Annotated in this window: 13 protein-coding genes; 8 read left to right on the plus strand and 5 right to left on the minus strand. The window is 60.2% G+C overall.

From position 1 onward, the window contains the following. Positions 1-3 precede the first annotated feature (3 nt). A complete protein-coding gene (locus tag JIN81_RS13810) occupies positions 4-1,101 on the minus strand; it encodes a sugar kinase (protein WP_200280820.1) in 1,098 nt (365 codons plus the stop codon). A 39-nt stretch (positions 1,102-1,140) separates the two neighbouring features. Beyond that, positions 1,141-2,115, minus strand: a complete 975-nt coding sequence (locus JIN81_RS13815) for a phosphoglycerate dehydrogenase (protein WP_200280823.1) — start codon at positions 2,113-2,115, stop codon at positions 1,141-1,143. A 383-nt stretch (positions 2,116-2,498) separates the two neighbouring features. Between JIN81_RS13815 and JIN81_RS13820 the strand changes: the two genes are divergently transcribed. The 4 genes from JIN81_RS13820 to JIN81_RS13835 all read left to right on the plus strand — a co-directional run bounded on the left by JIN81_RS13820 (position 2,499) and on the right by JIN81_RS13835 (position 5,134). Next, entirely contained in the window at positions 2,499-2,687 is a 189-nt protein-coding gene (locus tag JIN81_RS13820) for a hypothetical protein (RefSeq protein ID WP_200280826.1), read from the plus strand. A gap of 17 nt (positions 2,688-2,704) precedes the next feature. Beyond that, entirely contained in the window at positions 2,705-3,733 is a 1,029-nt protein-coding gene (locus JIN81_RS13825; RefSeq protein WP_200280828.1) for a coiled-coil domain-containing protein, read from the plus strand. Then, entirely contained in the window at positions 3,730-4,344 is a 615-nt protein-coding gene (locus tag JIN81_RS13830; RefSeq protein ID WP_200280830.1) for a hypothetical protein, read from the plus strand. Before JIN81_RS13825 ends, JIN81_RS13830 begins: the two co-directional genes overlap by 4 nt. Positions 4,345-4,414: 70 nt before the next feature. Continuing rightward, positions 4,415-5,134, plus strand: a complete 720-nt coding sequence (locus JIN81_RS13835) for an alpha/beta hydrolase-fold protein (RefSeq protein WP_200280832.1) — start codon at positions 4,415-4,417, stop codon at positions 5,132-5,134. Between the two features lie 9 nt (positions 5,135-5,143). On the opposite strand, the gene JIN81_RS13840 is transcribed toward JIN81_RS13835, so the two are convergent. Both JIN81_RS13840 and JIN81_RS13845 read right to left on the minus strand, forming a co-directional pair. Beyond that, entirely contained in the window at positions 5,144-7,609 is a 2,466-nt protein-coding gene (locus JIN81_RS13840; RefSeq protein WP_200280834.1) for a DNA translocase FtsK, read from the minus strand. Positions 7,610-7,757: 148 nt separating this feature from the next. Then, positions 7,758-11,069: a mechanosensitive ion channel domain-containing protein gene (locus JIN81_RS13845; RefSeq protein WP_200280836.1), complete on the minus strand. Its 3,312-nt coding sequence runs from the start codon at positions 11,067-11,069 to the stop codon at positions 7,758-7,760. A 74-nt stretch (positions 11,070-11,143) separates the two neighbouring features. Here JIN81_RS13845 and JIN81_RS13850 point away from each other — a divergent pair, with 74 nt between their 5' ends. The 4 genes from JIN81_RS13850 to JIN81_RS13865 all read left to right on the plus strand — a co-directional run bounded on the left by JIN81_RS13850 (position 11,144) and on the right by JIN81_RS13865 (position 16,648). Then, positions 11,144-12,073, plus strand: a complete 930-nt coding sequence (locus JIN81_RS13850) for a type I phosphomannose isomerase catalytic subunit (protein ID WP_200280838.1) — start codon at positions 11,144-11,146, stop codon at positions 12,071-12,073. Continuing rightward, positions 12,070-12,393, plus strand: coding sequence for an EF-hand domain-containing protein (locus JIN81_RS13855; protein WP_200280840.1), 324 nt, complete (start codon positions 12,070-12,072; stop codon positions 12,391-12,393). Before JIN81_RS13850 ends, JIN81_RS13855 begins: the two co-directional genes overlap by 4 nt. A gap of 58 nt (positions 12,394-12,451) precedes the next feature. After that, positions 12,452-13,855 carry a carbohydrate binding domain-containing protein gene (locus JIN81_RS13860; RefSeq protein ID WP_200280842.1) on the plus strand — a complete coding sequence of 468 codons (1,404 nt, stop codon included), beginning with the start codon at positions 12,452-12,454 and terminating at the stop codon, positions 13,853-13,855. 87 nt (positions 13,856-13,942) lie between these two features. Next, a complete protein-coding gene (locus JIN81_RS13865) occupies positions 13,943-16,648 on the plus strand; it encodes an SNF2-related protein (protein ID WP_200280844.1) in 2,706 nt (901 codons plus the stop codon). A gap of 1 nt (position 16,649) precedes the next feature. Here JIN81_RS13865 and JIN81_RS13870 read toward each other — a convergent pair whose 3' ends face one another. Next, complete coding sequence (locus tag JIN81_RS13870) at positions 16,650-17,975, minus strand: NAD(P)/FAD-dependent oxidoreductase (protein WP_200280847.1); 1,326 nt, start codon at positions 17,973-17,975, stop codon at positions 16,650-16,652. Positions 17,976-18,043 lie beyond the last annotated feature (68 nt).

Raw genomic sequence — 18,043 nt, forward strand, 5'->3', positions numbered from 1 at the left:
GCATCAACGATCCACCCGGGCGGATCCACCACCCACGAGCTTCTTCACCTCGTCGACGGTCGCCATCGTCGTGTCACCCGGAGTGGTCATCGCCAGCGCTCCGTGAGCAGCGCCATACTCCACCGCCTGCTGCGGGTCATTGAATTCCATGAAACCGTAGATCAGGCCGCTGGCGAATGAATCCCCCCCACCGACACGGTCGTAGATCTCCAGCTTCGGACGGTGGGTCGCTTCGAAGAACTCGCCATCGTGCCAGGAAATCGCACCCCAGTCGTTGACCGTGGCCGTGTGTACATCACGCAGCGTCGTCGCCACCGCCTGGAAGTTCGGGAAGTCGGCCACCGCATTGCGGATCATCGCCTTGAAGCTGTCCACCTGGAGTCCCGTGACGTGCTCACTCACCCCTTCCACCTCGAAGCCGAGGCTCGCCGTGAAGTCCTCTTCATTGCCGATCATCACATCGACATACTTCGCGATCTCGCGGTTCACTTCCTGCGCCTTGGCCAGACCACCGATGCTCTTCCACAGGCTCGGACGGTAGTTCAGGTCGTAGGAAACAATCGTGCCATGCTTCTTCGCCGCCTTGCAGGCTTCGATCGTCACTTCCGCCGTGGTCTCCGAAAGAGCGGCGAAAATCCCACCCGTGTGGAACCAGCGGCTGCCTTGGTTCCCGAAAATCTCCTCCCAGTCGATGTCGCCGGGCTTCATCTGCATCGCCGCCGTCAGGCCACGGTCCGGAGTGCCCTTCGCACCACGCACACCGAAGCCCTTCTCCGTGAAGTTCAGACCGTTCCGCACGTTGCGCCCCAACCCGTCGAAGTCCGCCCACTGGATGAATCGGGTATCCACCCCACCCTGGAGGATGAAGTCCTCGAGAAGACGGCCGATGTCATTCTCGGCGAATGCAGTCACCACCGCCGCACGTTTGCCGAAACAACGGCGCAGCCCCCGGGCCACGTTGTATTCCCCGCCGCCTTCCCAGACGTCGAAACGTCGGGCCGTACGGGTCCGACCGTCACCCGGGTCGAGGCGGAGCATCACTTCTCCGAGCGAGATGATGTCGAAATTGCAATCGGCGGCGTCTTTGATCTGAATGGCCATGGTCTTCTGGTTGTTGGAAAAAGGATTGAGAGAATTTTGTTAGAACTTGTTGGACTGAATGTAGTCGGAGTCGCCCTTGAGGAAGTTGATCAGGTTGTTGGTCGCCCGCGTCGCCTGGCGGTTCACGCTCTCATGCGTCCGTGATCCGATGTGGGAGGTGATGATGCAGTTCGGAGCCTTCAGCAGCACGTGGTCCGCCGGCGGTGGCTCGCAGTCGAGCACGTCCGCTCCATAGCCGCCCACCTTGCCACTCTCGAGTGCCGCGGCCATGTCGTTGATGTTGACGATCTCACCGCGTGCACAATTCAGCACCACCACATTGTCGCGCATCTCCGCGATCTTCGCCGAGTTGATCATGCCGTGCGTGTTCTCATCGAGGAAGCAGTGGAGCGAAACCACGTCCGAGTTGTGCAGCACCTCGTCCATGTTCGCGCAGCGCTTCACCTTGTGCTTGTAGGAGAAAGCCCCATCGAAATACGGGTCGTAGGCGATCACCTTCATGCCGAAGGCATTGGCACGGATCGCCACCTCCTTCCCGATCCGGCCCAGCCCGATGATGCCCATCGTCTTGCCCATGATCTCGTTGCCGATCGGCTTCTTCCAGCCCGCCTGCCACGCACCATCACGCACTTCCTGACCGTTCGAGAAAACCCGCTTGGTCAGCCCCAGAAGCAACCCGAAGGTATGCTCCGCCACCGTCGTGTGATTCACGCCGGGCGTGAACAGCACCGGAAGCCGCTTCTCAGTCGCATACTTCACATCGATCTTGTCGAGGCCTATGCCGTACTTGCTGATCACACGGAGCCGCGGCAGCGACTTGTCGATCACCGCCTGCGTGATCGCATCATCCCCACAGAGGAAGCCATCGAACTCACCCGCCAACTCCAGCATCCGCTCCTCCGACAGAGGCCCGCGCTCGCGCACGATTTCAAACCCGCCGCTTTCAAGCAGATCATGGTGGCTGCCAGGGGTGTCCTGGTAAGAGGTGGTCGTCAGAAGAATCCGTAAGCTCATGGCGGCGCTCTTTTACTCCTCTAAAGTTGTCATACAAGTATGGATTTTGAGAATCCACTGGCTGCCAAATCCCGGCTAGCAGAACGGCTGGGCGCCCAACCCAGCCAACACGGCAATCACCAGCCCACAAGTCATCCAAACGGAAGCATCCCTGCCTGAAAATCCCGGTTTCGATCCTTGAAAGCCAACCATCACTTTTCTATCTCTCTCATGTGGCCCTACACATTCATGCTTCATTTGGTGGCTCGCTCGCAAAGCCTCTGCTGGTGACCTCTATAATTGGGACCTGCTTGCTCCTTGTCTCCTGTGACGAGGATCCAGAATTGGTCGCAAAGCGAGACCGGCAACAAGCACAGATCAGAACTCTTGAGAGCCAACTGATTGTGCTCAGGGACAAGATCAACAGCGCCCCAGAGGATCGCAGTGAAGAGTTGGCCGAACTCAAGGAAGTCGTGGCAAGGGATGAGAAATCGATCGCTGAATTGAGGACTTCAATCGCGCTCTTGAAACAACAGGCCACCGAGTTGAAGGAAGAGTTGGACGCCTACAAGGCGAAGTACCCGCTGCGTTAACACAAACAACCGACCATATGGGAACAGATCTATTTACCAGCGCTAGAGGGCCCGGCTTGATCGGCACGATTTTAGCCGTGATTGTCCTAGGTGGATTCCTGACGCTCTATCTTCTCGTCTTCGGGGAAGATTTTCAAGGTGGCGGCAAAACCATTGAGTACACCATCCAAGAAGATGAAAAGACGCTAGCCCGCTTGGAAAAAAATGTAGCTGAAGCTAGAAATGAGGCTGAAAGAATAGAAGGCTATACCGAAACAGTGGACCAACTGATCCGATTGGAGGCTCGTTCAAAAGCAACCAAGAAAGATCTCCTCGACTTGGAAAGCCAGCTCATCACCTTCGAAGCAAAGGCTCAGAAGGCACGCGAATCTCTCGACAACTACAAGCAGTCATACCGAGAGTCAGCTCGAGCCGCCCTATTAGGAAAGAAATACGCCACTCTGACCACCGCGCAGGGAAGAACCTACAACGACGTCAGCGTGAAGGATATTGATGCGGCCCGCGTACAAATCCGTCATGCCTCAGGCATCACGGGGATCGGACTTGAAGACCTACCGGAAGACATCAAGGAGTTTCTTCAGATCGATGAAGCAGAAACGCTTGCCCGCCTCGAAGCAGAAGAAAAAGAACGCAAAATTCGTGGACTTAACACGGCTATAAACGAGCGAGCTTACAGGATCTCACGACTGGAAGCTGAACTCACTGCTTCGAAGGACGCGATCTCTACTGCAGAACGTAAAATTGCAAATAATACCAACGCGATTCCAATTCTCGAATCCCAGCTGACCTCCAAGCGCTCCGAACTGAGTCAGCATGAATCCAAGGCAGCGACTGGAGGAATAAGTAATGCCCCCCAAATCAGGGCACAAATTAAGGCACTTGAGGCCAAAATTCTTGATGCGGAGCGGAACATCAAGCTTTTGAACCTGACCATCGCCAAGGAACAACAGGAAGCTGCCAACTACGAAGAACAGATTGAGGCGGAAAGGAAGAAACTCGAATCAGAGGCGGAAAGCCGGGGACAGACGGCCGAGGAACTGGAGTGAGCGGAAAATATGGTCTTTTTTCCTCGTGGACTTTGATTAGTTATCTATCAGGACTGGCTCTTCTCATCTTCATTACTGTATTTTTTTCCTTGGCATTCGATGGCTCGATTACGGTCGACCGCGATAGAGCCAACCTACTCTACCAACTCGAGAAGGGGGCCGAGTATGAAGAAGAACTCAGACTAGAACGCATTCGGCTAGCTGAGAGAATGAAGAGCGATGTTTCTGATCGTTTGGATCAGCACCATACGATAACCCAAATTTCGAGTCTCTCTGAAGCCCTTGAATTGGAGCGACGCCTTCTCACTACTGAGAGAGACCAACTACGGCGCGAAATACAAGCTATTCCTCAGCAGCTTGCCGATCATCGAAGCACCTACAGGCGAGAACAGCGGAAGACTCTCTTGCAACAGAATTTCGAAGAGCTTCGTCTACGATCCGGGCGGATCTTCGTTGGAGTCACCATCAAAGGATTCGATGAAACTTCGATGCAAATCAGGCACTCCGGAGGTATTACCCGCATTCCCATGGTTGACCTCTCGGACGAATGGAAGGAGCGCATTCACTGGAGAGCAGACGAAGTAAGCGGAATTAATTCTCCACGCAGCTGAACTGTCACTCAGACAGATTCTCAGCGCAACTTTCGCATGCGCGAACCAGCTCCCGGTACAATCATGCACCATGAAATCACTCTGCGCCGCAGCCCTCGCCATTCTCCAGGCAAGCTGTGCCTGGATTCCCCGGAAAACAGAAGCTCCGGTGCCCATGCGGGTCGACGAACCACCGTCCACCGCAAAGCAACTGGTCGTGCTCCTGCCAGGTCGCCTGACCACCCCGCAGGAAATCGACCGCGAAGGGTTCACCGAGCTCGCCAAGACCGCCTTCCCCGATGCGCGGATCGTTCGTCCGGACCTCCACATCGGATACTACCGGAACCGCACCGCGGTCGACCGGCTTCACGAGGACATCATCCTGCCCGCCCAGCGCGACGGGATCTCCAAAGTCACCCTCGTTGGCATTTCCATGGGTGGCCTGGGCGCCATGCTCTACGACTTGGAAAAACCGGGCGTCGCCGACGAGTTGATCCTGCTCTCCCCCTTCCTCGGCGAACCCGAGGTCATCGAGGAAATCCAGACGGCAGGTGACCTGCAGCGTTGGCAGGAGGAACCGGAGAGCGAGCGGGACTTCTCCCGGGCCATCTGGAAGCGCATCAGGGAAAGGGAAGCCAAAGGCCTCTCCGCCGCCCCCATCAAGCTGGGGTGCGGTCTGAGCGATCGCTTGGCACCCACAAGTCGCCTCGCCGAGCGCGAGCTCCCCCTCCGTGGTGGGGCCGTCTGGCAAACCGGCGGCCACGACTGGCCGACCTGGCGCGCCCTCTTCCGCGAGCTGAACGGAATCTAATGAGGTGCCTTACTTGACATACACTTCACGTGCCTTCGCTCCGTCGCCCGGACCGACCACACCACGCTGTTCGAGGATGTCGACCATCCGAGCCGCACGGGTGTAGCCCAGACGAAGGCGCCGCTGGAGAAGACTCGTGCTGCACTTCTGTTCCTGCCGGACCACGTCCATGCACTTGATGATCATTTCCTCATCGGCATCCGACACGTCGTCGTCACCGTCATCCATGCCACCGCTTTCGATCGATGCCTGGATGTCTTCCGCGAAGTTCGGCTCTGCCTGACCCGCACAGTGATCCACCAGACGCTCGACCTCCTCGTCGGAAACGAACGCACCCTGGGCCCGTTCCAGCTTGGCCGATCCCGGCGGCAGGTAAAGCATGTCGCCTTTCCCCACCAGCTTGTCCGCCCCCTTGGTATCGAGGATGACCCGGGAATCCAGCTGCGAGGAAACCTGGAATGCCACCCGGCACGGGATGTTCGCCTTGATGATGCCCGTGACCACATCGGCCCGCGGAGTCTGCGTCGCGATGATCAGGTGGATGCCCGCCGCACGTGCCTTCTGCGCAATTCGGGCGATGTTCATTTCCACATCCGCGGGGGCCGTCTGCATCAGGTCCGCAAGCTCATCGACGATCACCACGATGTAGGGGAAACGGTCGGGAATCTCGTCCTCTTCCGGCTCCAACTCGCTCTCGTCGGCCTCCGGCAGCAGGTCCCCGGACTCGAGCGCGGCAGCGATCTCTTCGATCTGCTCCTGATCGACTTCTTCCTCCTCTTCCGGCTTCTCCTCGACCACGGGCTCTTCCTTCTCAGGCCGTTCGCGCTTGTTGAAGCCATCGAAGTTGCGGACGCCGAATTTTGCGAACACGCGGTAGCGCTTCTCCATTTCGTTGACCACCCACTTCAGCGCTGCCACCACCTTCTTCGGGTCCGTCACGACGGGAACCACCAGGTGCGGCAGCTTGTTGTACATCTGCATCTCGACCACCTTCGGATCGACCATGATGAAGCGCAACTCGTCCGGCCCGAACTTGAACAGCATCGAGGCAATGATCGAGTTGATGCACACCGACTTACCCGATCCCGTCGCACCCGCCACGAGCAGGTGGGGCATCGCCGCCAGATCACCGATCACCGTCTTGCCGTAGACGTCCTTGCCCAGAGCCAGCGGGATCTTCTTCTTCGCGGACCGGAACTCCGGGTCCTGTAGTAGTTCATGCAGCGGCACGGCCACCTTCTCGGAGTTGGCCAGCTCGATACCCACGGTGTCCTTCCCGGGGATCGGAGCCAGAATGTTGATGCGCTCGGCACGGGTCGCACGGGCAAGGTCCGCCTCCAGCTGGGAAATCCGCGAAACCCGCAGACCGACACTTGGATAAATCTCGTAGCGCGTGATCGTCGGGCCACGCGTGATGTCGCCCGGCGTGGTCTCGATCCCGAAGGAACGCAACGTATCCACGATGTTCTTCTGGGTGGCAAGCAGCTCGTCCCGATTGGCCTCGGGTGCGTCCGCGTCGACCTCCACTTCATCGAGGAGATCGAAGCCCGGAAGCTCGTAGTCCTCGAAGCCATCGGTCGACAGCATCGTGTGGTCCTCCTTCTTCTTCCGCTCGAAAAGCTTCTCCCCCGGTTTCGGTGCCTCGACCCGACGCTGTGAGGCATCGATGATCTGGGGCGTCGGTGTTTCGCGCAGCGGCAATTCCGTCTGCGGTTCCTCCTCGGGCTCCTCGGCCTTGGAGGTCTTGGATCCTGCTTTGCCGGTTTTTGCAGCCTCGCGTTCCTTGCGCCGCTTCTCCTTCTCCTTTTCCCGCTCGCGGTCCATGCGCTCCCGCTTCGCCGCCTCGGACGCCCTCGCCTCCCTGCTCTCCTTGAACTTCGTGATGCCCGTCCCGATCAGGGCCATGCAGCCCTTCACGAACTTCAGCGGACGCTGTCCGGTCAACAGCACCAGGGCGACCAGATACAACACGCCGCAGACAATCATGGTCCCGGCCTTGCCGATGATCGGCAACAGGACCAGATCCGCCAGCAGACGACCGATCACTCCTCCCTTGCCGGGCAACTCCCCGGGTTCCGACCAGCCGGCATGCAGAAATGCCGCTCCGCTCAGGGCCAGAACCGCAAATCCAATCATGGTCCGCGGAAACAGCCGACCATCGAACACCAGCTTCACCACCCCGAACCAGATGAAAGCCACCGGAATCACGAACCCCGCACTCCCGACCAAGGCCACATGAGCCAAGCCAATCAAGGCGCCCAGCTGACCAATGAAATTCTCCCTCGGCACCTGCGCTTCCGCTCCCGCCGCAAAGGTCTTCCCCATCCCCCAGACCGGAAGATCCGCCGGCGAGAACGAAATCACCGACAAAAATGCCAATAGCCCTGCCCCGATCAGAACGATGCCTGTCAGCTCGTTCGACCACTTCGAGCCTTCCGGCTTCTGTCCTCGCTTGCGGTTGTCCTTCTTGGCCATCGAAATTTCCGTTCCGCAGCATCCCCCGACCCCACCCGTCCGGCAAGGTTGTTTTCATGGACCAAAATGTCAGGAACTCTTAATCTTTGGCCGTTTTGCCGTCTTCCACCCGCCCTTCTATCGAAGGATCCGCCGGGGAAGCCACAGGCTAGCTTTGGCCAGCCAATGGATCCAGAGCCTCTGTGTTCGGCATGCTTCGGATGTGCAGATCGCGCTGAGGGAAGGAAATCTCGATCCCAGCTTCGCCGAATCGACGGTCAATTTCCTCGTTGAGCTCCGTCTGCGTCCTCAGGCGGTTCTCCATGTTCGGCAGGTAGCAGCGCATGCTCAGGTCCAGCGTGCTGTCACCGAACCTCTCGAAATTGATCAACGGAGCCGGATCATCCAACACGGTGGGATGGGCCTCCGCGATCTCCGTCAGGATGCGGCGAGCCTCGGCCGTGTCCGTCCCGTAGGCGACACCCACATTCAGCGTCACGCGATTCAACGGACTGGAAAGCGTCCAGTTGATGAGCGACCCAGTGATGAAGTCCTTGTTCGGCACGACGAATTCCTGGCGTTCCCAGTTCGTGATCGTCGTAGCCCGCATGCGGATCCGCGAAACCGTGCCCGTCACCTCACCCACCGTCACCACATCGCCCACCCGGATCGGCCGCTCGAACAGCACGATGATGCCACAGACGAAATTTGCGACGATCTCTTGCAGGCCGAATCCAAGACCCACACTCAGAGCCGCCGCGATCCATCCGAATTTCGACCAATCCACCGCCAGCGCATGGGATGCGAGAAGAATGGCCAGAGCTCCGACCGCATACTGGCACAGCGTCGCCACCGCGTAGCGCACTCCGGGGGCCACCCCCGACGCACGCATGCCCGCCAGATCAACCATCCCCGGCAGATTTCGGATCACCGTCAGGGAGACCGCTCCGATCAGCACCGCCTGGATCAGCCCCAGCCACGAGAAATTTGCCACCTCCGATCGAGCGACTTCCTCCAGCGGAAGCATCGACGCACCCGTGTAAACCATCGCGAGCAGCACCCCCACACCAATCAATGATCTCAGCAAGCGACGCATTTGCTGGGCGACCGATTTGATATCCATCTCCACCTGCGCGTCGTCCGCCGCCACGGTTTCACCCGTCGACGTCTCATCCGGATCCTCTCCCTCTTCCAGGCTCTCACGACGGGCATTCCGCCGGGCGATGGCCTCCTGCAGCCCGATCCGGCGGGCCCGGATCATCAGCCAGCGCAGGAGCACCCCATACACCACCACCCCGATCCCGATCCAGCGCATCGAAGCATGGAACAGTTCGCTCAGAATCAATGCGGTGAGGCCGTAACCAAGCGCCGCCATCACCGCGAGACCGATCGGCAGGCCCGCCGCCAAGCCAATCCAAAGGTACCGCCATTTCGAAAGCATCCGATCGGGACGCTCGCGGATGATGTCCGCGAACACCCCCGCGGAAGGATGGAACATCCTCCAGAAGGCCCAGGCCATCACACATTCCGCCACGATGAAACTCAGCCGACCCAGGCTGTCGAAATACCCGGGGTTCGATTCGAAAACCGTCAATCCGGTGAGCAGGAGAATCGGCAAATAGAACACGGCGATTATCCCCAATGAATGACGCAAGCGCTCTGACGACCCGGCATTCCACCCGAAATGGCGCTGACCCACACCTTCCTCCCGGGCCATCTCGCGAAGCGAGAAAATCCACATCAATGCCCACGCCGTCCACCCCAACCAACTCCCAAAACCCCTCACCCAGGTGTCCACCCGAGGCTGACTCGAAAGCCCCCATGCCAGAAATGCCAGGACCAGTGGCAACGGTGCCGCCAACAAAAGAGTGTCGAGCAATCCCCGGAGCGTATGAACCAGCCGATCCGTCGAGATCCGCCGGATTCGTTTTCCGCTGTTGGCGATCGATTCCCTCAGTCGACGCCGAAGGCCAAGTAGTGCTCCCACCACCAGCACCAAAAGAGAGGTGACGAATGGATGCCGACCCGGAATCGCAGCCAGCCCCCGAGCCAACTGGACCCAGTTCTCCGACGAAAAGGTCCATGCAATCGAGCCGGGCAATTGCTGGAAAAATTTCGTACCAATTGGAGGCGAGCTTCGGCTGAGAAACAGTTGCTCCGAAAGGAAGCTGGAGAATTCCTGCGTCAGATCGCGATAGGCCCGCTTGTCCGTACTGAGACGGGCGAGATCCCTCAACAGGGCACTCTGGTTGTCCTGCAGGCGCCCCAGCAAGATGCCCCGGATCTCCAGCACCCTCATCGCCTCCGGCACATCCGCCCATTCCTCGCGCAACTGGTCCAGATCCTCCGACAGGTCCTCAAGCCGATATCCCTCCAGCTGCGCGTCCGACAGCTCCTCATCAAGGGTTCGCAAATCAAAGTTCAGACCGCGGCCGTCCTCCAATCGCCGGCGGCGGTCCAACAGCACCTGCGAGAATGCCCCATCCTTCCCCCCAAGCTCGACCTGCCGCCTCAAACGCTCGCTTTCCTTCTTGAGATGGTCCAAGCGCTGCTGGGTTTCATCCAATCGGCTCCTCGTGTTCTCGATTCGATCCGTCGTCGACCCGAGTTGCTCGACCAAGGGATTGAGATCAGCCGCCAGCCGCTTGATCCCCTCATCACCGGCCTCACGGACCAGCTCACGGACTTCATCCCGCATCCTCGCCACCTCATTCTCAAGTCGGCGATTGAGTTCGCCTTCATACACCGCGACCGCCGCCTCGCGGAGCTTCAAACGCCGACTGACCAACTCCAGTCGCGCGGCTGCAACCTGCTCACGAGTTGCGATTCCCACCTGCTGCCGTTCCAATAAAGCGATTTCCGATTCGAGCGCCTCGATCTCTGCTTCCACCAGCACACGATCCGCCATCGCCGCCAGCGACTCGTCCGCGGGCTCTCCAAGCAAGGCCAGCTTCGCCTTCTTCTGCGAGAATTCCGCCTTCGCCTCAGGCAGGCGGTTGGCCACCCGCACCGGCAACTCACGCAGGTCCGTGAGCATCGACTGCGCATCACCCAACTCCGTGGATGCCTGCGCCACCGCCGCCCGTTCCGCCTCCAGTCGGCCCCGCAGACTGTCGATGTCTTCCGGAATCTCGAGCTCCTGACTCTCGATCGTCGGCAAGTCCGCCAGTTCCCTTTTTAATCCCTCAAGCTCTGCCGCGCCCCTTGGACTGCTCTTCCCCAGGCCTTCCATCTGCTGCTTGGACTGCACCGCGGCATCGATTCGATTCGATGCCGTATCCAGCACCTGCTTCACCGACTCCTTCCCCGCATCATCCAAGTCGGAGGCCTCGAGGCTGACCCGGAGATCCGCGACCTCGGACCGCAGCTCACGAGCCGGATCCAGCGCCGACTCCTGCCTTTCCGCGGCAGTCAGCCAGCCCACCGTGATCACCAAGGTCACCAACCATCGGCTCGCTCCTGCTTGAAATGTCGTGCTCAACACTGCATTCCTGACACCAGTAACGGCAGCGGGTCAACCGATCACTTCCAGCCGACTCTCCACTCACACCTTTCATGATCACTTTTTCCCCTCTCTACATGCAGCGCGTCTGGGGCGGACGCTCCCTTGAGACCGACTACCACCGCATGCTTCCCGACACTGCCCCGTATGGCGAATCATGGGAAATCGTGGATCGGGAAAACGAACAGTCCGTGGTCACCGACGGCCCATTCGCCGGCAAAACGCTGCATGAGCTCTGGACCGATCACCGTGAGGAGATTTTTGGGGCCGACCTTCCGGACTCCGAACGTTTCCCGCTCCTGATCAAAGTGCTCGATGCCCGCGACGACCTCTCCATCCAGGTCCACCCGCCTGCGGACCTGGCCCCATCGCTCGGTGGCGAGCCGAAGACGGAAATGTGGTACATCGCCGGTGCCGACCCCGGCTCGAAGCTCTACGTCGGCCTCAAGGAAGGCGTGAGCCGTGCAGACTTCGAGAGTTCGCTCGCCGATGGCACCGTCGAACAAGCCGTCCACGCTATCGAACCGAAAGTTGGCGATTCGATATTCATCCCATCCGGCCGCCTTCACGCCATCGGCTCCGGATTCCTCATCCATGAGATCCAGCAGAACTCAGACACCACCTACCGGGTATTCGACTGGAATCGGGTGGGACTCGATGGAAAACCGCGCGATCTCCACGTCGAACAATCGATGAAGAGCATCGATTTCGATGACTTCGAACCCACCATGGACCGTCCCGACGGCAATACCCTCGCGAACTGCGAATACTTCAAGGTCGAGAAACTTTCGCTCACACCCGGCCAACTGGCAGGCAACAGCACGCCCAACCACTTCGCCATCTACTCCGTTGCCGAAGGTGAGCTCGAGGATGCCGACGGCCGGACTCACGGCAAAGGCTCTTTCTTCATCCTGCCCCGCGGGTGCGAGACTTTGACCGCCACGGTTCCAAGTGTCATTCTCCGCACCACCATTCCCTCATGAAGCCTGCACTTGCCCTCCTACCAGTCCTCCTCGCCGCCTGCACGACCGACCCCACCAGCCCGGAAGTCGTCGGGAGGAAAATGATCGGTCTTCAAGAGAAATTCGATCTCATCGATCTCGATGGCGACGGATACCTCACCAAGAAAGAACTCATGGATGGCTTCGATGATCTCGGCGTGATCACCCAGACTCCGGAAACCGCAGACAAGATCATCGAGTTCTACGACTTCGACAAAGACGGACGCATCTCACTCCGCGAAGCCCAGTCGGGCGCCGTGACAGGGCCAGACGTCCTGATCAAGCAGTTCGAAGAAGAATAAGCACGCCCCATAGCGGTCGGATCCGTGGTCATGCCCACGCCCCACGGGTTCTCATGTTGTGAAGATCCCCACCTCCATCCTCGCGATCCTCGCTCCGATCGCCGGCCTCCACGCCACCCCGACAGGCGTGAACCTTGGCTTTGAGGACAGCCTGAACGGTTGGACCCACTCAGGAGTGGCCATCGAATCCACCGATGTCCACGAAGGTGCCTACGCGCTCGACCTGCAGGCCGGTTGGGTCGAACAAACCCTCACCGGCTTGACCCCGGGCGTCCCGCACACACTTCAAGTCGCCTACCTCGACGCGACCCCGCTCGAGTGGGTGCTGGGTCATGCCAGGATCCTCCTCAATAGAGTGACCCTCACCGAACTCCACAACAAGCAGGACCACGAATTCCTCGATGGCATCGGCTTCGAATTTACCCCTGCCTCCAGCCAAGTCGACCTGCGAATCGAAGCAATCCCCGGAGACACCGAATCCTTCATCATCGATGACATCCGGCTAGCCGTCGGGCCTCGCCCGGCACCGCCCGCCGAGAGTTGGGCGAACCTCACCCCCATTGCCGATGCCCGCGGTGGACGCAGACTGGTCAACGGTTCCTTCGAGGCGGACGTCGGCCTGCCCGCCAATGACCCCTACAACAGCGGCCCCGACTTGGCCGACCATCTCAGCCGCTTCTCGCTTCCCGGATGGCTGGTCACCCGGGAAAACGTCGACCTCGTCTACTCCTGGCACTCCAACGCCCCCGACGGCCAGATCGCCCTCGACGTCAGCGGCCACGGCCCCGGTGGCATCGCCCAGACCATCACCGGTCTCGCGCCCGGAGCCGTCTACACCTGCTCCTTCTACTATGCCCGTCATGGATCGTGGGGCTCGGATGACATGACCGGACAGGCACTGGCGAATGGCGTCGTGGTCGAGGAACTCGTCCGCACCAACGCGCAGGACTGGAACTCACCCTATGAGATCAAGTCCATCCCGATGCTGGCCGACCCCTCCGGCTCGCTGACCATCGAAATCCGTTCCACCACCACCGACCTCGGCGGAAACATCCTCTACGATGACATCCGGCTGACTGAAGGAGGCGATGCCTTCCTTGCGTGGTCCCGGCACCACGGCGTCGACCCCGACCCGGATGCCAACCCGGATACCGATCCCTACCCGCACGAATTCGAGTTTCTGCTAGATCAGGATCCCCTCAATCCCGATCCCGCCATCGTGCCCACCGTCAGCAACGGCCAGCACATCCTTGAAGTCCCTCTCCATGGCGCCGCCCTCGCCCAGGGCTATCAACTCGATCTCCAAGCCAGCACCGACCTCAGCGGCTGGGCTTCCGCTTCCACCTTCGGCGTGACCATTCAAAGCGACACATCCTCGACGACAAGCAGCGGAGTCCGGCGCTATCTGCTTCCTTCCGGTCTCGATGCCTTCTTCGTCCAGCTGGTCCTCACACGACCCTGATCCATCACGATGCCGCACCGGGCTCGCGGGAATCTTGTCTCATTCATCGGTCGACATTCGGAAATCGTCGGCCATCATGCGCCGTTCATGCAGTCACCCATCCCCGGCCAACGCTGGATCTCCACTTCCGAACCCGCCCTCGGACTAGGCATTGTTCTCAATACGGAACACAACCGGGTCGAACTCCACTTCCCCGCCGCCGAGGAGACCCGCATGTATGCGCTCGACAGCGCTCCCCTCGTTCGCGTCCGCTTCAAGCCCGGAGACGAGATCGCCGACCACAAGGGCACCGAATTCGTCGTCGAGAAGGTCGAAGAGAAAGATGAGCTCCTCACCTATTTCGGCAACGGCATCGAATTGTCCGAAGCCGCCCTCCTTGATTCCCTCAGCTTCACTTCACCGGAAGACCGACTGCTCGCCGGCCTGTGCGACGAACCCCGGGACTTCGACCTCCGCCTGCGCACGCTCGGTTGGAACAGCAAGCTGCGCAAATCCCCCGCACGCGGATTCTGCGGAGCGCGCATCGACCTGATCCCCCACCAGCTCTCCATTGTCGGGGAAACCACACGACGGCTGCACCCCCGCGTCCTCCTGGCCGATGAGGTCGGCCTCGGCAAGACCATCGAGGCCTGCCTGATCCTCCACCACCTCCACCTGACGGGTCGCGCCGGCCGCATCCTCATCCTCGTTCCCGAAGCACTGATCCACCAGTGGTTCGTCGAACTGCTTCGTCGGTTCAACCTGCTCTTCGCCCTGTTCGACGAAGAACGCTGCGCCTCGATCTCCGCCCACGACGCCGAGGCCAACCCATTCCTCGATTCCCAGCTCATTCTCGCCAGCACCGATTTCCTCAGCAACAGCCCCGTTCGTGCCGAACAGGCGCGCGCTTCGGGCTTCGATCTGCTCATCGTTGATGAAGCCCACCACCTCGAGTGGTCGCCCGAGGAAGCATCCGCGGAATACGAGATGGTCGAATCGCTTGCCACAGTGATCCCATCACTCCTTCTCCTCACCGCCACTCCACAGCAACTCGGACCGGCCGGCCACTTCGCCCGCCTCCGCCTGCTCGACCCCGAACGCTACGGCGACCTTAGTAGTTTCCTCGCCGAGGCGGAATCCTACGCCCCTCTCGCGCGTATCGTCGAAGCACTGAAGGCAGGCGACCTCCCCGACGGTATCGAAGCCTTCGCCGAGCGTTCACCTCAGGCCAAGTCTCTGATTGAAAGGCTTCGGGACGGCGATGAATCAGCACGCACCGACTTGATCACCGAACTGGTCGATGGATTCGGCACAGGACGGGTCCTCTTCCGCAATACCCGCGAACAACTGACCGGCTTCCCCGAGCGCAACCCAACCCTTCACCCGATGGCACCGGGAGAATCCCCCTACCAATGGCTGGCCGGCCTCCTGCGCTCGCTGCCGGAGGATGAAAAGGTTCTCCTGATCACCAGCTCGCCCGAGGCCGCCATCACGACCCGGGAAAAACTGCTCGAGGAAATGCACATCGAGTCCGCCCTCTTCCACGAGGACCTCAGCCTGATCGAGCGCGACCGGAATGCCGCATGGTTCGCCCAGGAAGAAGGCGCCCGCATCCTTCTCTCTTCGGAAATCGGAAGTGAGGGACGGAACTTTCAGTTTGCCCGTCACCTCGTGCTCTTCGGGCTGCCACAGGACCCCGAACTCCTCGAACAAAGGATCGGACGCCTCGACCGCATCGGCCAGACCGGCACCATCAACATTCACGTCCCCTACGGTGTCGACAGCCCGTCGGAACTTCACGCCCGCTGGTTGCACGAAGGGCTCGATGCCTTCACCCACCCACTCAAAGGCGCCACCACGCTCGCCGAAGAACTCCTCCCGGAACTCGCCGGACACCTCGGTGGAGACGCCGATGAAACCTTCGACACCTTCCTCGATCGCTCCCGCCAGCGAGCCGCAGAAGTCGCCACGGAGCTCTCCACCGGCCACGACCGTCTCCTCGAACTCAGCGCCCCCGACCCGGCGGATGCCGAGGCCCTGATCGCCACGATCAAGGCTCAGGATGAAGATCCGAAATTCGAGAAATTCACCGTCCGCCTGTTCGACCGACTCGGACTGGAAGTCTCCGATCTGGCACTGCGCTCCTACCACTTCAAACGAGGACAGCGCCTGAGCGAAGCCTTCGCCGACCTCCCGGAAGAAGGACTTTCCGCCACCTTCGACCGGGAAGAATCGCTCTCCCGCGAAGACCTTGCCCAGATCAGCCTCGACCACCCGATGGTGCGCGGGGCCATCGACCATCTGCTGAGCTCCGAAACAGGCAATGCCAGCTTCGCACGGTGGGAAACCGGTCAGGGCCGTGCCATCTTCCTCGAAGCATGCTACGTGCTCGAAACGCTCGCCCCCGAACGACTTCACATCGAACGCTTCCTTCCCCCCAGTGCCCTGCGCATCATGGTCGACCACCGCGGCACCAACCTCTCGGGCAGCAAGGTGAAGATGCAGCTTCAGAAAGGGGACGCCCGACGCCTGGTGACTCAGCCCGCCTTCCGTCGCGATATCCTCCCGAAGCTCCTCGCAGATGCCAAGGGGTTCGCCGATGAGGCTGCCAAGCCCATCCTTTCTGAGGCGAAGAAAGCCGCCAAGGCCACCTTCAAAGCAGAGATCGATCGACTCGAAGACCTCGCTCAGCGCAACCCACAAGTCAGCCCTGCGGAGATCCAAGCGCTTGAGACCACACGCGACGATTCGCTGGAAGCCCTCAAGTCATCCCGACTGCGACTCGACAGCATCAGGGTGATCTGGCGGACCTGAATCAGGCAGTCGCCTTCGCCGGTTCGTTGCTCGCTTGAACCGCGTAGTATTCAGGTGGCTCGGTGTCCCACACCAGGTGCTTCGAGGTGAACTCGATGAGCTTCTGCCCATAGCGGCTGCGCGTACTGACCCCGGACACCATGCGGGTGATGTTCGCGCTCAGGTGTTTCTCCATCATCGCAGGAAGCGCCCACTTCTTGTAGGTCTCCTTGAGCTTCGTGCCTCCCTCATACATCGAGAACATCCGCCCATCGTAGAAATACTCGATGATCTCGCCCCAAGCCGCATGCCAGTCGCGCATCTCCGACTCGATGGCCGAAAATCCAGCCGCCAGTTTCTTCGCATCATCCAGCACCGACGGCCCACGCTTGAACACCTTCTCGTCGAGGATCTCCGCCATGTGCATGGCCATGAACAATCCGGGTGAGAGCATCGGATCGACGAAACCAAAGGAATCTCCCACGGCAATCCAGCCGGGACCGTGGGCCCGCTCGGAGATCAACTGGTAATTCGTGTAGGTCATCACGTCGGTAACCCGCTTCCTTCCTTCTCCCGCCTTCTTCAGGATCGGCTCGGCATCGATGATGCCGTTGAGTCGTTCCTCCGGCGTCGAGCCGTGCTGCTGGGCAACCGACTTGTCGACCACCACGCCCACCGACAAGCGCCCGGGAAGCGGAATGCGCCACGACCAGCCGTGCTCCAGAATGGACAGCACCACCTGCCCGTCCACCGTGCTCTCCGCATCGAAATCCTCGAAGTGGGCGAAATAGGCGACGTCGTTGCGATTCCCACGCTCGCTCTTCAAGCCAAGCGTCTTTGAAAACAACCTCGTCCGACCGGTGGAATCCACCAACAGCTTCGGATGCTCACCGTTCATCCCCGCCGCCGTCAGGCTCTCCTCGGCCAGCTGGATCTCGCGAGCTCCCTCGCCCTTCTCCACCTTCGCCCGATGGTGGACGAACTCCACCCCGAGCTCCTCGGCACGCGTCCGCAGCAGGTTGTCATACTCAGGCCGGGGGATGTTGTAGGCGTAGTTCGGCGTCTTTCCCAGGACCCCCTCGGGGAAAAGGAAATCGAGCCTTTGGCCACCGCGGTGCATGAAGGCCACTCCCGGCTTGAATTGGGAGAATTCCTTCACCCGATCCTCGATGCCGAGTCGACGCATCAGATTCACCACCGTAGGCAGCAGCGATTCGCCGACCAGAAGATCGGGCCGCTTGTCATCGTCGAAGACTACGACCCTGAATCCCCGCTCACGCAGAAGCGCTCCCAAGGTGCACCCGGCCGGACCCGCTCCCAAAATCGCCACATCGACTGCCTTACTCACAAGCCATTCCTAGGCTCATATCGGCTTTCGCGCAAGCGCACCTCCTTTCGCATTCGACAATCCGGCAC

The organism is Haloferula rosea, assembly GCF_016595525.1.
GTDB classification, from domain to species: Bacteria; Verrucomicrobiota; Verrucomicrobiia; order Verrucomicrobiales; family Akkermansiaceae; genus Haloferula; species Haloferula rosea.

What these genes read in the sequence shown, in the direction of transcription:
- JIN81_RS13810 (WP_200280820.1), bottom strand. Translation starts at nt 1,101, where the DNA reads ATGGCCATTCAGATCAAAGACGCCGCCGATTGCAATTTCGACATCATC.
- JIN81_RS13815 (WP_200280823.1), bottom strand. Translation starts at nt 2,115, where the DNA reads ATGAGCTTACGGATTCTTCTGACGACCACCTCTTACCAGGACACCCCT.
- JIN81_RS13825 (WP_200280828.1), top strand. Translation starts at nt 2,705, where the DNA reads ATGGGAACAGATCTATTTACCAGCGCTAGAGGGCCCGGCTTGATCGGC.
- JIN81_RS13835 (WP_200280832.1), top strand. Translation starts at nt 4,415, where the DNA reads ATGAAATCACTCTGCGCCGCAGCCCTCGCCATTCTCCAGGCAAGCTGT.
- JIN81_RS13840 (WP_200280834.1), bottom strand. Translation starts at nt 7,609, where the DNA reads ATGGCCAAGAAGGACAACCGCAAGCGAGGACAGAAGCCGGAAGGCTCG.
- JIN81_RS13850 (WP_200280838.1), top strand. Translation starts at nt 11,144, where the DNA reads ATGATCACTTTTTCCCCTCTCTACATGCAGCGCGTCTGGGGCGGACGC.
- JIN81_RS13855 (WP_200280840.1), top strand. Translation starts at nt 12,070, where the DNA reads ATGAAGCCTGCACTTGCCCTCCTACCAGTCCTCCTCGCCGCCTGCACG.
- JIN81_RS13865 (WP_200280844.1), top strand. Translation starts at nt 13,943, where the DNA reads ATGCAGTCACCCATCCCCGGCCAACGCTGGATCTCCACTTCCGAACCC.